General features: G+C 60.3%; 10 protein-coding genes. 3 read left to right on the top strand and 7 right to left on the bottom strand.

Going from position 1 to position 13,805, the window contains the following annotated elements; genetic code table 11:
• Positions 1–13: 13 nt before the first annotated feature.
• Complete coding sequence (locus tag FJ951_RS27400) at positions 14–1,654, bottom strand: methyl-accepting chemotaxis protein (protein ID WP_140518205.1); 1,641 nt, start codon at positions 1,652–1,654, stop codon at positions 14–16.
• A 1,269-nt stretch (positions 1,655–2,923) separates the two neighbouring features.
• Here FJ951_RS27400 and FJ951_RS27390 point away from each other — a divergent pair.
• Positions 2,924–3,301 (top strand): hypothetical protein, encoded by a 378-nt coding sequence (locus tag FJ951_RS27390; RefSeq protein WP_224646940.1) that lies wholly within the window; start codon positions 2,924–2,926, stop codon positions 3,299–3,301.
• A 266-nt stretch (positions 3,302–3,567) separates the two neighbouring features.
• On the opposite strand, the gene FJ951_RS27385 is transcribed toward FJ951_RS27390, so the two are convergent.
• From FJ951_RS27385 to FJ951_RS27365, 5 genes are read right to left on the bottom strand one after another with little or no spacing between them, the layout of a single operon-like run.
• Complete coding sequence (locus FJ951_RS27385) at positions 3,568–4,506, bottom strand: ABC transporter permease (protein ID WP_140500720.1); 939 nt, start codon at positions 4,504–4,506, stop codon at positions 3,568–3,570.
• Positions 4,499–5,581 (bottom strand): ABC transporter permease, encoded by a 1,083-nt coding sequence (locus FJ951_RS27380; protein ID WP_224680353.1) that lies wholly within the window; start codon positions 5,579–5,581, stop codon positions 4,499–4,501. The genes FJ951_RS27385 and FJ951_RS27380 overlap by 8 nt, the downstream gene beginning before the upstream one ends.
• Positions 5,578–7,095 (bottom strand): ABC transporter ATP-binding protein, encoded by a 1,518-nt coding sequence (locus tag FJ951_RS27375; protein WP_140518204.1) that lies wholly within the window; start codon positions 7,093–7,095, stop codon positions 5,578–5,580. Before FJ951_RS27375 ends, FJ951_RS27380 begins: the two co-directional genes overlap by 4 nt.
• Positions 7,096–7,124: 29 nt before the next feature.
• Entirely contained in the window at positions 7,125–8,138 is a 1,014-nt protein-coding gene (locus FJ951_RS27370) for a BMP family protein (protein ID WP_140500718.1), read from the bottom strand.
• A 15-nt stretch (positions 8,139–8,153) separates the two neighbouring features.
• A complete protein-coding gene (locus tag FJ951_RS27365; protein ID WP_140518203.1) occupies positions 8,154–9,935 on the bottom strand; it encodes an adenine deaminase in 1,782 nt (593 codons plus the stop codon).
• Between the two features lie 160 nt (positions 9,936–10,095).
• On the opposite strand from FJ951_RS27365, the gene FJ951_RS27360 reads away from it, so the two are divergent.
• Positions 10,096–11,070 carry a LysR family transcriptional regulator gene (locus FJ951_RS27360; protein ID WP_140518202.1) on the top strand — a complete coding sequence of 325 codons (975 nt, stop codon included), beginning with the start codon at positions 10,096–10,098 and terminating at the stop codon, positions 11,068–11,070.
• Positions 11,067–12,866 (top strand): adenine deaminase, encoded by a 1,800-nt coding sequence (ade, locus tag FJ951_RS27355; protein WP_140518201.1) that lies wholly within the window; start codon positions 11,067–11,069, stop codon positions 12,864–12,866. The genes FJ951_RS27360 and ade overlap by 4 nt, the downstream gene beginning before the upstream one ends.
• Before the next feature lie 81 nt (positions 12,867–12,947).
• Here ade and FJ951_RS27350 read toward each other — a convergent pair whose 3' ends face one another.
• The gene (locus FJ951_RS27350) at positions 12,948–13,664 is read right to left on the bottom strand and encodes a GntR family transcriptional regulator (protein ID WP_140500714.1); all 717 of its coding nucleotides are present in this window, start codon (positions 13,662–13,664) and stop codon (positions 12,948–12,950) included.
• Positions 13,665–13,805 lie beyond the last annotated feature (141 nt).

The raw sequence follows: 13,805 nt of genomic DNA, 5'->3' as shown, positions 1-13,805 counted from the left end.
TCCTACTGCCAGTTCACTGTGCTCTCAGCTTGAACCTTGAAATGCTACCTCGCATGCTGCCTGAGACTTGATTGAGCTCGTCGATCGCGAGCGTCGATTGCTGAAGGGACTCGACTGTTTGCTGAGCTGCCTCGCTTAGCTGGGTTAGCGTGTCGCTTATCTGTCCCGCGCCGATCGCTTGTGCTTGCATGCCTTCATTGGCGACTTCGAAACGTGGCACCAACCCCTGGACCTGCTGGATGATGTCGAAGAGTTGCCCGCCGACCTGCTGGATTTCGTGCATGCCCCGGCGGACCTGCTCGGAAAACTTGTCCATGCCCATCACACCGGCAGCGACTGCCGACTGGATGTCTTTGACCATCTGCTCGATATCGTAAGTGGAGACGGCCGTCTGGTCCGCAAGCCTTCGGATCTCTGTCGCCACCACTGCAAAGCCCCGGCCATATTGCCCGGCCTTCTCAGCCTCGATGGAAGCGTTGAGCGACAACAGGTTCGTCTGATCGGCCACTTTGGTGATGGTCGTCACCACCTGATTGATGCTGCCAGCTTTCTCGCTCAGGATCGCGAGTTTGGAATTGATCGCACCCGCCGCGTCCATGACCTGCTGCATGGTTCCTTCCATACGGGTCAGCCCCTCTTGCCCTCCGCCGGCGACGGCCGCCGTTTGCTCGGCAACTGTCGAGACCTCGTTCATCGTGCGAACCAGCTCGTTTGAAGTGGCGGAAATTTCCTTGGCTGTCGCGCGGATCTCAGTTGTGGTCGCGGCGATTTCAGTCGCTGTTGCCTGCTGCTGCTTGGAGGTTGCAGCAATCTCAGTTATCGACGTGCCGACCTGTATGCTGGACCTTTGTACCTGACCAATGAGAGTTGTGAGATCGTCTGCCATTGCGTTGAAGCCGTCGGCAAGCACGCTGAATTCGTCCCGGCGCCTCAGATCGAGGCGTTCGCTGAAGTCGCCTTGCCGTATCATTTGAACCGCGTCGACCAAACGTGTGAGCGGAGCTGTGATAGCGCGGAACAGCTGGTAACCCAAAAGAAGGGCTAGTCCGAGGGCTATCAACAAGCCCACGCTCAAACCGACTTCCGCCGTGCTAACGATTGAGCTGATTCGCTGCGTCGCGCTGTTTGCCTCGCCTCTGTGATCCTCGAGCATGGCTTGCAGAGCGGACTGCAATTTCACAAAGATCGGCTCTACCGTGTTCTTGATGACCGGGCTTTCATTGGGAGTTTCACCTTTCGACAAGGCAGCTCGGCTCGTGTCCAGCACAGCAGTTTCCGCCAGCCGAAATTGGTTGGCGAGTTCTTTGACGACTGCGTAATTCTGCTTGTCGATGTCGGAGACGATCGTTGCTTCATACTCGTCCATCAACCGCCGCACTTGGTCGCGATTGGTCGCGATCGTGCTTTCAAGCGTGCTTTTATCCGACGGGTTGTCCTGGAGGGCATATTCCTGAAGCAGGCTATGTGCCTTCATCTGCCCCATCATGATCTCGGTGCTGTGATAGAGGTCTGGAAGGATGCCCTTCTCGACCTCAGTTGCCTCCCGCTCCGCCTGAAGAAACCAGGCGTACGCGATAACGGCGATCACGGACATAACCACCAGAACGGCAGCGAAACTGACGAGGATGCGGTGGCGTATTGTCAGACTCGTCATGGAACCGGTTCACCTATGGGGGCATCGAGGCCTGCGCGAAAAGCGCTCGTTCCGACGTTTCGAAAAGGTGCGTCGAAAAGCAGCAGTCTTATGCAGAATGGTTTCTTTTCCGTTCCATCGCTAATGATGGCGAAGCGGCTCGCCAGTCGGCGCCCCCAATAAGCGTGGTCAAAGGCATGTCTCGCCGTCGACATAGATAAACCCGACATCGGCTGGGGCGGCACGCACCGTCAAGTGGAGCGTGCATGAGCTGCTTGAGGCCAGGAGTTGAATGACTGCTTAGCCCGCTTGATGCCGAAAGCCGACCTCTCGCTTGCGGCCCCTAATTTCACCTTGAATCCAACGCAAAGTAAAAAAGGGCCGAGCTGAGACACATATGGTGTGCACGCCGAGCGGACTTTGCGCTGCCGCCCGGGAACCATCTTGGAACGAAGCCAAACGTTCTCTAATTGCAGATGCTGGTGACTTGGAAGGACGCGCACAACGGAAATCCAAGGAATTTTCGACGCACTCGCAACATCCAAGCATGAGCGGTGGAGAGAAGTTCTATACTCACCTGTTCGACCCGGGGCCTGATGACCGTCCCATGCCGGGGTTGATCCATATGGCGTGGCGTCGCAGGCGCGAACCTTCAAATTTTCCGTGATAAAGAGAATGCTGGATTCAGTAGGCTGACAATTGTAGTGCCGAGAATAGATGAGGCCCGCAATCGCTTGAAGAAATTGGAGTGAAGCTGACCGCTGAACCGGAGGCTGACTGCGGAAGGATCGCTACGAGTTCATCTGCAAGGCGTGGGCGTCACAGCCGGAACGCTTCAGACTCAATCCGCTCCAGCAAATGCCGGGACCAAACATTTAGGCGATCAACCGGGGTGGGCAAGATGTGCCGCGTGCGCAGATATCAGGGCCCTGAATCTGCCGCTCAACAGGCACCTCGCCGCTGGCCAATCGCTCGCCGCTGGAAAACGCGGCCGCGCTGGCTGAGGAAAAACATCTTCGGCTGGGCCGGCGACTCTATGCCATGAAGCCTCCGGCAGGCTTGGACTGCGCGAAAAAAGGCGGCGTCGCCCGGCTGGGTCTGTCACACTACACCACGACGGACGAGGTCGACCAAGCCATAGAGGCCGTTGCCCGGCTCGCGGTCCGACGGGGGGCATTAAGTAGGCAAAAAGGGGACCAGCTGTGGCTGCTGTGGATAATGGTCCTGGTGTCTTGCTGATTGGGCCAGCTAGCGCGCACTCTCACAGCTATGGTGGCAGAGCATGTCGAATTGGCCTTGTTTGAGCAGTCACTCGGCAACATCGAAGGCCTCAATCGACCGTTCTGTGATCGTGTGGCGGACGCTGCGGAAAAAACCGAAGGGTCGGTTCTGTTCGATGTCCGCGTTGACGGCGATACCTGGGTTCAGCGGATAGCTGCGATTGGATATGGCGTGATAGGTACAGCTATAATCGTGATGGGGAAGAACGGACAACTTAGATGCGCATCGGTAGACGGGGATACCGCTCTTTTGGTGTCAGAACTGGCTGCCTGGAATGCGTCTCCGCTTGGTGAGCAAGCGAAGATTGATCAACGCGGAGCAGCCAACATCCTGCTGGCGACGCTCCGTAGTTCAGGTCACTTCGGCAGTGGTGGCTGGCGTTCCTGAGCGAGGCTTATGCAGCCTTCTGGCTAACCACCAGCGGGATAGTCGAGTTCCAACGATCCAGATTTCCAGGGCGGCAAATTGCTTGCCCTGTGACGTCCCGTGACTGACGGTCAGGTCTCCCTACCTGGGCGGGTTGGGCTACAATACCGGCTTCGCCAAAGCGGTCGATCTTGCTGGAAGCTTGCTGCCGCGGTCACGGGTTGAGCCATGCCGCATGGCAGCTACGTACAGGCAGCCTTACAGCAGCAGAATGAAAACCGACCACCCTATTCCCGCCTGTACGGCACGCCCAGCATAGCCGGTGCGCTGGTCCGCGAGCGACGGATCATCAACGCAACGATCGCCGCAACATAAGGCATCATCAACATATATTGGTAGGGAATGGCGATACCGACGCCCTGGATTTGCAATTGCAGCGCGTCGAGGAAGGAGAACACCAGAGCCGCCACGAAAATCGGGTAGGGGCGCCATAGGCCGGCGATGACGATGATGATGGCCAGCCAGCCGCGCCCGTTGGTCATGTCCGGCACGAAACGCGCCGCCTGGCCGACGGAGAGAAACGCGCCGGCAACGCCCGCCATCAGGCCGCCGAAGAGCACGGCGGCATATTGCACCGGCGCGACCTTTACCCCCTTAACATCGAGGGCCTTGGGATTGTCGCCGGCGCAGCGCACGATCAGTCCATAACGCGTCCGGAACAGGAAGAGCCATACCGCCGGCACCATCAGAAAGGCTATGTAGGTCAGCACCCGCTGGTCAAACAGGATGGGGCCCAGCACGGGAACATCGCTCAGCCCTGGCACCGGCACATCGGCGAAGAAAGGGATGGTCGGCGTCTTGCCGTCGCCAGCGAAAGCGGAACGCAACCAGTATGTGGAAAGGCCGGCGCCGAGCAGGTTGACGGCAAGACCGGTGACGATCTGCTCTACTTTCAGCGTGATCACCAGCACGGCAAAGACGAGAGCCATCAGCGCGCCGGTAAATCCGGCAGCGAGGACGCCCAGCCATAACGACCCGCTTTCATAGGCGGCGAGATAGCCGGTGAAGGCTCCCATCAGCATCATGCCCTCAAGACCCATATTGTAGACGCCGCTGCGCTCGGCGATAAGTTCGCCAAGTGCGGCGAGCAGGAGCGGGGTGCTGATGCGGATGGTGGCCGCCGCCACACTGACCAGGATTGAGGTTTGAAAGAGTGCGTCAAGCACGGCCGACCCTCCGCAGGCGGAAATTGCACGCTGCCCAGCCAGCTAGGAAGAACAAAAGCAGGATCGCCTGGATGGCGTATATCAGCGCCGAGGGCACGCCGGTCTTGATCTGCATGAGCGTAGCGCCGTTGAGCAACGCTCCGAACAGCACCGAGGCAACGACGACGCCAAGCGGATGCAATTGGCCGAGGATGGCCACGATGATGCCGCTGTAGCCGTAACCTGCTATTACGCCTGCCTTCAGGCGGTAATGGACGCCGTAGACTTCCGTGATCCCCGCGAGCCCCGCAAGCGCGCCGGAAACCAGAAGCACAACTATGACCAGCCTTCGAGTATTGGTGCCCTGTACATCGAGCGCGCGCATGTTGGACCCGGCAGCCTTGATCTCATAGCCCAGCGGTGTGCGCGTCAACAGCATGTGAACCAAGCCAGCCGCCACAATCGCCAGCAGGAAGCCGGAATGCAGGCGTGAACCGGAAAACAGCAACGGAAGCACCGAGCCCGGATCGACCTTCGGCGTCTGTTCGAAGAAGGCGCCCGCCTCGCTCCATGGGCCGCGCAGCAGCAGCAGCGAAAGGACATAGACGATGATGTAGTTGAGCATGACGGTCGAGATCACCTCATCGACCGAGAAGCGGGTCTTCAGCACGCCCGCAAGGCCGGCATAGAGTGCGCCGCCGACAATGCCACCGATTATAACCACAGGAATTTGGATGAAAGGCGAAAATCCGGTGAGATTGTGCTGCGCCCAATAAGCGAACATGGCGCCGGCAAAAACCTGGCCTTCGGCGCCAATGTTCCAGATACGCGCGCGGAAGGCGACACAGGCGGCAAGACCGGTGAAGATCAGGGGCGTTGCCTTGACCAGCGTTTCGCCGGCGGCGCGCAACGAGCCAAAGCTGCCTTTCAGGAGAGCCGTGAAGGCGGCACCCGGGCTGGCGCCCGCGGCGGCGAAAAGCAGACTGCAAACCAAAACCGCCGCGATCGCCGCCAAAGCAAGTGCAACAATGCGCGCGGTCGGCCGCGGTTCCAGCCGGCGCTCGAGGCGCCACTCCACGAGATTGAAATCGGTCACGCCGCAGCCTCGCTCCCATGGCCGGCCATCAGGCTGCCGATTTCGTCATAGGTGGTTTTTTCCGTATCGAGCACCGCAAGGATGCGGCCGCGAAACATCACACATATACGACGGCTGAGAGCGAAAAGATCCTCCAGTTCCTCGCTCGCAAGCAGGATGGCGCAGCCTTCGTCGCGCTTGTGCAGGAGTTGTCGGTAAACGAATTCGATGGCGCCGACATCGAGTCCGCGCGTCGGCTGGTTGCACAGCAGAAGCCGCTTCGCTTTGGCGAACTCGCGGGCGAGGATGACCTTCTGCGCGTTGCCGCCAGACAATTTGCGAGAGGGTGACGACGGCCCGGTTGCGGCGATCGAATAGGCAGCGATGACCATGCGCGCATTTGCGTCGAGCGCCGCGGTGTCGATGAATGGCCCATTGCGCCAGCGCGTTTGCCATTGTTGGCCAAGGACAAGATTCTCGCCGATATCGAGATCGGCAACGAGCCCGTCGCGGAAGCGGTCGCTGGGCACGTAGCCAATGCCTTTCGCAGCAACCGTCGCCGGTGAGTACGCCTGCAGAGTTTCGCCATCGAGCAAGACCGTGCCGCCGTCGGGCGCGGCGAGGCCTGCGAGGCACTCGAACAGCTCGTCTTGGCCATTCCCGGAAACGCCGGCGATGCCGACGATCTCGCCGGCTGCGATGTCGAGCGATGCGTTGTCCAGCACGGGCCTTCCATCGCGCAGGTGCGTGAGCCCACGCACCGAAAGCACCGTCTCGCCGGTCGCTTTCGCATCTGCGGCGCGCGCCGGCGCCGCAACGGAGCGGCCGACCATCATGGTGGTGAGTTGGTCGCGGCTGACGTTCGAGGTTATGACCGTTCCGACCAGTCTGCCCTTGCGCAGCACGCTGACCCGGTCGGATTGCATCACTTCCGACATCTTATGGCTGATCAGCACGACCGACAGATCTTCACTGGTGAGCCGCCGCACGATCGCAAACAGGCGGCGCGATTCCTCGGGCGTCAGCACCGCCGTCGGTTCGTCGAGGATAAGCAGTCTGGCGCCAGTGTAGAGCGCCTTGACGATCTCGACCCATTGCTGTTCGCCGACGGAAAGGTCGCCGACGTGCCGGTGTGGGTTGAGCGAGATGCCGTAGGTGGAGCAGATCGTCTCGATCCTGGAGAGAGCCTCAGCCCGGCCCAGCCGCCAGCCGGAGCCCGTTCCTACCGCCACATTCTCCAGCACAGTGAAGTTGGGCACCAAGACGAAATGCTGGTGCACCATACCGATGCCGGCGCGGATGGCTTCGCCCGGCGAGCCTAGCTGGACGGTCTTGCCGTCCACCCGAATTTCGCCGGCGTCTGGCTGGTAGAGCCCGTAGAGGCAGGACGACAGTGTCGACTTGCCTGCGCCATTCTCCCCCAACAAGCAATGCAATTCTCCGGGCATGACGTCGAGCGAGACGTCGTCATTGGCAGCAAGCGCAGCGAAACGCTTCGTCAGGTGCCGAACCGACAGGCGCGGTATCTTGCTCATCTCGGATCGGCCCGGCACCACCTCCGGCGTCAGTCCGATTTCGGCTCGTTCACATTGAGCTCGATTTTCTTCTTGCCGCCTTGGATGGCCTTGGCCGTTTCAGCCGCAAGCGCCTTTACGTCATCGGGCATTTTGGCTTCCCAGGCAGGATTGAGGATGAGGTCGCCCGAACCCTGCTGCCAGCTGAACCACCTTGGTTCCTTCGGCGCGTCGAATTTGGCGTTCATGGTCTTTGCCTTCCACCATTCATCGATGATCCAATTAATGTGCGGATCCCATTTGACGATGGTGGAGGCGACGATCGACTTCGGCGCCACTTTCGACATGTCCACATAATTGCCGAAGCAGCCTATGCCGCGCTCCTCGCAAACCTCGAAGGCGCCCGACATCTGGTAGATCATGTCCGCGCCGGCGGCGATCTGCGCCGAGGTCGCCTCGTTCGATTTAGCCGGATCGAACCAGGACTGGATGAAGGTGATCTTCTGTTTCACCTTTGGGTTCGCTTCCTTGGCGCCGGTGAAGAAGGCATTGATCTGATCGTTGGTATCTTCGGCCGGGAAGGTGGAGATGGCGCCGATGACATTCGACTTCGTGAGTTTGCCGGCCAGTTGCCCCATCACGTAGGCAGGCTCGTGCGCGTGGACGAATATCCAATAGGCATTGCCGCCGAGTCCGCGATTGCCCGAACCGCTCATGACGAACATCGTATCGGGGAATTCGTCCTTCAGCTTCTCGATCGCATCTGCATAGGCGGTGTCGCCGAACAAGATGTCGTAGTCGCCGGTCTCAGCATAGGTGCGGAACACCTGCTCGGCATTGTCGTAAACGTTCTCGGTATAATTGACCTCGATGTCGAGGCCGTGGGGCTTGGCGGCGATGATCCGGTCCATGGAACTCACGAAGGATGATTCCCACGGTGCTTCCTTGCCCGCCGAAAGAATGCCGGCGATCCTGAGCTTGGTCGGCTCTTCGGCTTGTACGCGGCCGCCCCACAGCCACGTCGCGGCCACGAGCGAAACAGCGACAACAAGGTTTTTCAGCATGGTTCCCTCCCTTTTCTAGCGTTCCCAGTCATGAGGCCGGCTTAACGGATCGACCACCGTCAGGTTTATGCAATCGATCAGGCCGAGATCGGTTATCGCGAAATCGGGTATCGCGGTGATCTGCAGCACGAACATGTACATGAAAGGCCATGGCAGCCTACAGCCGAGCGCGCGCGCGGCGGCGTCGAGCTCCTGCTCTTTCTTCGCCATCTCTGGAGGATCAATGTCCGATACGATTCCGCCGATCGGCAGGGGCAGGAATGACACGATCCGACCGCCGTCCGCCACCGCCTGGCCGCCATTGTTCTCGATAATGTGGTTGATTGCCAACGACATGTCGTGGGGATTGGTGCCCACACAAACGATGTTGTTATCATCAGGCGCCGTCGAAGTGGCGAGTGCGCCGGAGCGCAGTCCGAAGCCTGAAGCGAACGCGACCGGCCGATGGGAAGTGCGGCCGTAGCGTTCGACGACGGTGAGATACTGCACGTCCTGTGATGGATCCGCGTCTATATAGCCGTCGCGGACCGGGAGCACGACATCACGTCGCGTGCGTACGAATATTCTCTCGGGCGTAACGGCGATCGCCAGCACGGCCGCCTTGTCGCCCGCTCCGGGCGCGCGCACCAATAGGTCTTTCTGTGAAACCGGCGCTACCTTGAATGTGTTGGTGACAACGGCGCTGCGGGCAGGCGGCGCAAGATCGTCCACGAGCTTGCCGTCGCGGGCGGCCAGCTTGCCCTTCGCGATGACACCTGAGACATGGAAATCCGCGATATCCTTGACCAGCAGGATATCGGCGGCGAGCCCGGGCGAGATCGAGCCGACCTTCTGGCCGATGCGCAGCGCCTCGGCGCCGTTGATGGTCGCCATCTGGATGGCGGTGAGCGGCGGAACTCCCATCGCGACCGCCATGCGGATCATGTTGTCGAGGTGGCCGCGGGCCAGGATATCCGAGGCGACCACGTCATCGGTGCAGAAGCTGACCCGGCTCGTCGCGGCTATTCCCATCTCGGTGACCATCCGCAGGTTCTCTTCGAGAAAATGGGAGATCGAAGATTCGCGAATGACGACATGCATGCCTTTGCGCAGCTTCTCCAGCATCTCGTCCGCCGTGTAGCTCTCGTGGTCGGAGCGCACTCCGGCCTGCAGGTAGCTGTTCAATCGATTGCCGCGACACATCGGCGAGCAGCCGAGAATCGGCAGACGGCTCTTTTCGGCGATCTCGACCGCCTGCAGAACGTGCTCATCCATCGTGTCGACGAACTCGCGCACCGTCTCCCATATGCCGATGCATTCCGGCCAGGAATGGGTGGCGCGGTGATCGTCCGGTCCGAAATAATAGCCGACGTTGGAGCGAGGCAGTGTGTAGGGCGTCTTGCATGGTGCGCCCCAGAAGATCTTGAGAGGGGTTGCCTTGGCCTCGTCGAGGAATTCGCGGGCGCCTTCCAGGCCGGACACCACGAGGATCTGGTCGAGGCCCGACACAATCGAAGTGGTGCCGAGCGGCACCACCGCCTTGGCGAAGCTAGTTACCGACATCTTGGAACATTCAACGTGGAGGTGGCCGTCTATCAGGCCAGGGCAGAGGAAATAACCAGTAGCATCGATCATCTCGGTCTCGGGGCCGCGGTACTCCGAGACGTCTCCGACAGCGACGATGCGATCCTTGTAGACGGCGACGTCGGCCGGATAGATCTCACCCGAAGCGACGTTGACTAGTGTGCCGCCGGTGACGATGAGAGTCGATTTATGCTCGGCGCGACCAGCACGGATGAATTCGCGTATGTCGGACAAATTCATCTCCGCTCGTGTGGCCTCGCTCGGGCTTGGGACCAAGCTTCTCTGCGCCAAAAATCCCACCTTGCGCGCTCTGATCCTGTCGTATTAGGGTCGTCCATGCAAATGGCAGTTTCCGGCTAGTTCTGGACGCACCGTTCAAATTCTTGGACGATCGATGGATTTTGAAGCGATCGATTATTTTATCAAAGTGGCGGAGGCGCAGTCGCTCTCGCACGCCGCGAAACTGTATGGACTGCCCAAGTCCAGCCTCAGTCACAAAGTGCGCGCGTTGGAGGATTCGCTCGGTGTCGCACTGTTTGTGCGCGACGGTCGGGAACTGCATTTGAGCGATGCCGGGGCCGAGTTCCTCGACCATGCGCAACGCATCAAGGAAAGTTGCGAAGGAGCCAAAGCGGCGATCGCCGAGGCGGGCCACGATATCGCCGGCACGCTGACGATCGGCTCGACCGGCGAGTTCGGCACTTCCTTCACCTCGGAACTGCTGTTCGCCTTCCGCCAACAGTATCCGCAGGTGAATGTCGACGTGATCTTCCTTTCGCTCGGCTATTTCCTGGCGCCCGAAAAGCACCAGCCTTTCGACGGCATATTCCACTGGGGCGAGCCGGCGAACTCAGACTACATCGCTCGCAAGCTCGGGGAGGCTTCCTTCTGTCTCTACGCCAGCCCGCGCTACATTGAGCAATTCGGGGAACCGTCGACGCCCGCAGACTTGGCGGGCCATGGGGCCGTCGCCTTCCGCCGCCCGAGCGGCGTGCAATCCTGGCATCTCGAGCGCGGCGCGGAAACGGTCGACTTCATGCCGACCGCGCAGTGCATGGCGAACGACTACTGGATGCTGAAATACTTCGCCGTAGCCGGCGAGGGTATCGTCTATCTGCCAGCCTTCTTCACCGAGATCGAGTGCAAGAACGGCGATCTGGTGCCGGTGCTCCCGCAATGGCGCTCGCCACTGGTTCCAATCAATCTGCTCTACATGCGACGCCGGTATGTGTCGCGTAAGTTCGCCGTTTTCCTTGATTTCTGCCTGGACTATTACCGCCAGCGCGCCGCTTACAGTTCGCCAAGATATTGCGTCGAGGTCGTGCGGCCCTTTGCGGGCGCGCGCGCCGGGGGAGAAAACAACAGATGATCCAGAGCTGGTTCGAATGCGCGCCGCAGTTGGTTGATGTCGCCATGGGACGCACGCCGGCCGACATGGTGGTCCGGAACGTGCGCTGGGTGAATGTCCATTCGGGCGAGATCATCCCCGCGACGGACATTGCCATCGCGGTCGGCCGCTTCGCCTTCGTCGGCCCGAATTCCGACCATGCCGTGGGCCCCGAGACGCAGATTATCGACGGAGAGGGCCGCTACGCGCTGCCGGGGCTGTGCGATGCGCATATGCATGTCGAGAGCGGCATGGTTACCGTTACCGAGTTCGCGCGTGCGGTCATCCCGCATGGCACCACCTCGATGTTCATCGACCCGCACGAGATCGCCAACGTCCTGGGCATGCCGGGCGTCAAGCTGATGCACGACGAGGCTGCCGGACTGCCGATCAATGTGTTCGTGCAAATGCCGAGCTGCGTGCCGAGCGCTCCGGGCCTCGAGAACGCGGGTGCCAGCCTCGGTCCCACCGACGTGCGTGAGGCGATGTCGTGGCCGAACATCGTCGGCCTCGGCGAGATGATGAACTTTCCTGGGGTGGTCGCCGGAAATGGCGACATGCTGGCCGAGATCGCTGCCACTCAGGCGGCAGGCAAGACGGTGGGCGGCCACTATGCCTCGAAGGATCTCGGTCTGCCCTTCCATGCCTATGTCGCCGCCGGTCCGTCCGACGATCACGAAGGCACCAGCCTGGCGGACTGCGTTGCGCGGGTGCGCCAGGGCATGCGCGCCATGTTACGGCTTGGCTCCGCCTGGTACGACGTCGCCGCGCAGATCAAGGCGCTGACCGAGCTCAGCCTGGACTCGCGCAATTTCGTGCTGTGTACCGACGACAGCCATTCCGGTACACTAGTCAATGACGGCCATATGAACCGCGTTGTGCGCCATGCCATCGCCCAGGGATTAAAGCCGATCACCGCGATTCAGATGGCCACCCTGAATACTGCTCAGCATTTCGGCATGGAGCGTGAGCTTGGCTCGATAACGCCCGGGCGGCGCGCCGACCTGGTTTTGACCTCCGATCTCACCGAACTCCCGGTCGAAACCGTCATCGCACGCGGCTGTGTGGTGTCGAACGACGGCAAGCTCGTCGCCGACATCACGCCCTACGACTATCCCGCCTCGACCAAGGACACGGTTCGCTTGGGCAAGAAGCTCTCAGCGGCGGACTTCGACATCGTGGCGCCCGATGGTGCGAACCAGGTCATGGCGCGGGTCATCGGCGTGCTCGAGAACCAGGCACCGACCCGTGCCCTGGAGGCTTCGCTCGGCGTCTTGAATGGTATCGTTCAGATGAATCGGACCGGTGACGTCTGCCAGATCGCGCTGGTGGAACGGCATCACGGCACGGGAAAGGTCATCAACGCGTTCGTTTCCGGCTTCGGTTACGACAAACCATGCGCCATCGCCAGCACCGTCGCCCATGACAGTCATCACATGATCGTGGTGGGTACCGACAAGGACGACATGGCGCTGGCGGCGAATCGGCTGGGACAGGTCGGCGGCGGCGTCGTGCTGTTCAGCGAAGGACGCGAACTTGCACTTGTCAAGCTGCCGATCGCCGGACTGATGTCTGACCAGCGCGCCGAAATCGTGGCAGAAGAAGCCAATGGCCTGATCGCGGCGATGCTTGCCTGCGGATGCGCCCTCAATAATGCCTATATGCAGCACTCTCTGCTGGCGCTTGTCGTCATCCCGGAATTGCGCATCTCCGACATCGGACTGATCGATGTGTTGAAGTTCCAGCCGACCGAAGTGCTGGTCGCCACGACCGCATGAGGAGGCGGATTTAACCTGACATCACCTTCGTCCTGATCATTTTCGGGTCACTCCTCGTCTCTTCGGCATTCATCCAATAAATCATAGCCCTTCCTCCCGCGCATAGGCAGCAAGAAGGTCCGGAAAGTCATTTTCGGGTTTCGCTTTCAGCAGTGCACGTGTGGTGATTGCATCAATATGATGGTCCATCAAGGCAGCAGCCTTGTTCCGGTCGGCCGCGGCCAGGGCGGCAATGATCTCGTGATGCTCGGATACGGCACAGTCGGACGAATGCGGCCGTCCGTAGAGCGACAGGATGAGCGATGAACGCGAAACGAGTTCCGTGACATAGCGCAGCAACAGTTCGTTTCCGGTGAGCGAGGCAAGCAGCACATGAAATTCGCCGGCCAGCTGAATCGACGACGCGGCATTGTTGGCTTTGGCCATCTCTTCCGCGTCGACATGAGCTTCGAGCTGTTTGATCTTTTGCGGCGTCAGCTTGCCGATCAGCGTGTCGACCACCAGCGCTTCAAGCGCCCGCCGCACCTCGAATATATTGTGGCCTTCCTCCAGGCTCGGCTGCGCGACGCAGGCGCCCTTGTGCGGGCGCAATTCGACCAGGCCTTCGCCGTTCAGCCTTGCCAGCGCCTGCCTGACAATGGTGCGGCTGACGCCCAGCCGCTCGCCGATCGAATCCTCAGGCAGCTTTGTTCCCGCGGTCAGCGCCTGGTCGAGTATGACGCGCTTCAACGTGCGATAGACCGCGTCGGACTTGGATACGGCGGATTTCGGATTTTTATTGCGAATGTTGATTGTCATGACCGATCCTGAAATTCATATCCAAGCACACAAGAAGAAAAGCATCCGCAAAGCCGGAGTTTAGAGATGCAAACGGCCCGGCGTCGAGGGCCAATGCCGTCGGCTCGCGTGCCATCAAGGTTTATTCCAATCGTTGTGTGT

Origin of the sequence: Mesorhizobium sp. B2-2-3 (assembly GCF_006442405.1) — a bacterium.
Taxonomy (GTDB): Bacteria; Pseudomonadota; Alphaproteobacteria; order Rhizobiales; family Rhizobiaceae; genus Mesorhizobium.
The sequence above is the reverse complement of the archived record's forward strand: the minus strand, read 5'-3'. Positions and strand labels throughout refer to the sequence as shown.

What these genes read in the sequence shown, in the direction of transcription:
- FJ951_RS27400 (WP_140518205.1), bottom strand. Translation starts at nt 1,654, where the DNA reads ATGACGAGTCTGACAATACGCCACCGCATCCTCGTCAGTTTCGCTGCC.
- FJ951_RS27375 (WP_140518204.1), bottom strand. Translation starts at nt 7,095, where the DNA reads ATGAGCAAGATACCGCGCCTGTCGGTTCGGCACCTGACGAAGCGTTTC.
- ade (WP_140518201.1), top strand. Translation starts at nt 11,067, where the DNA reads ATGATCCAGAGCTGGTTCGAATGCGCGCCGCAGTTGGTTGATGTCGCC.
- FJ951_RS27360 (WP_140518202.1), top strand. Translation starts at nt 10,096, where the DNA reads ATGGATTTTGAAGCGATCGATTATTTTATCAAAGTGGCGGAGGCGCAG.
- FJ951_RS27350 (WP_140500714.1), bottom strand. Translation starts at nt 13,664, where the DNA reads ATGACAATCAACATTCGCAATAAAAATCCGAAATCCGCCGTATCCAAG.
- FJ951_RS27370 (WP_140500718.1), bottom strand. Translation starts at nt 8,138, where the DNA reads ATGCTGAAAAACCTTGTTGTCGCTGTTTCGCTCGTGGCCGCGACGTGG.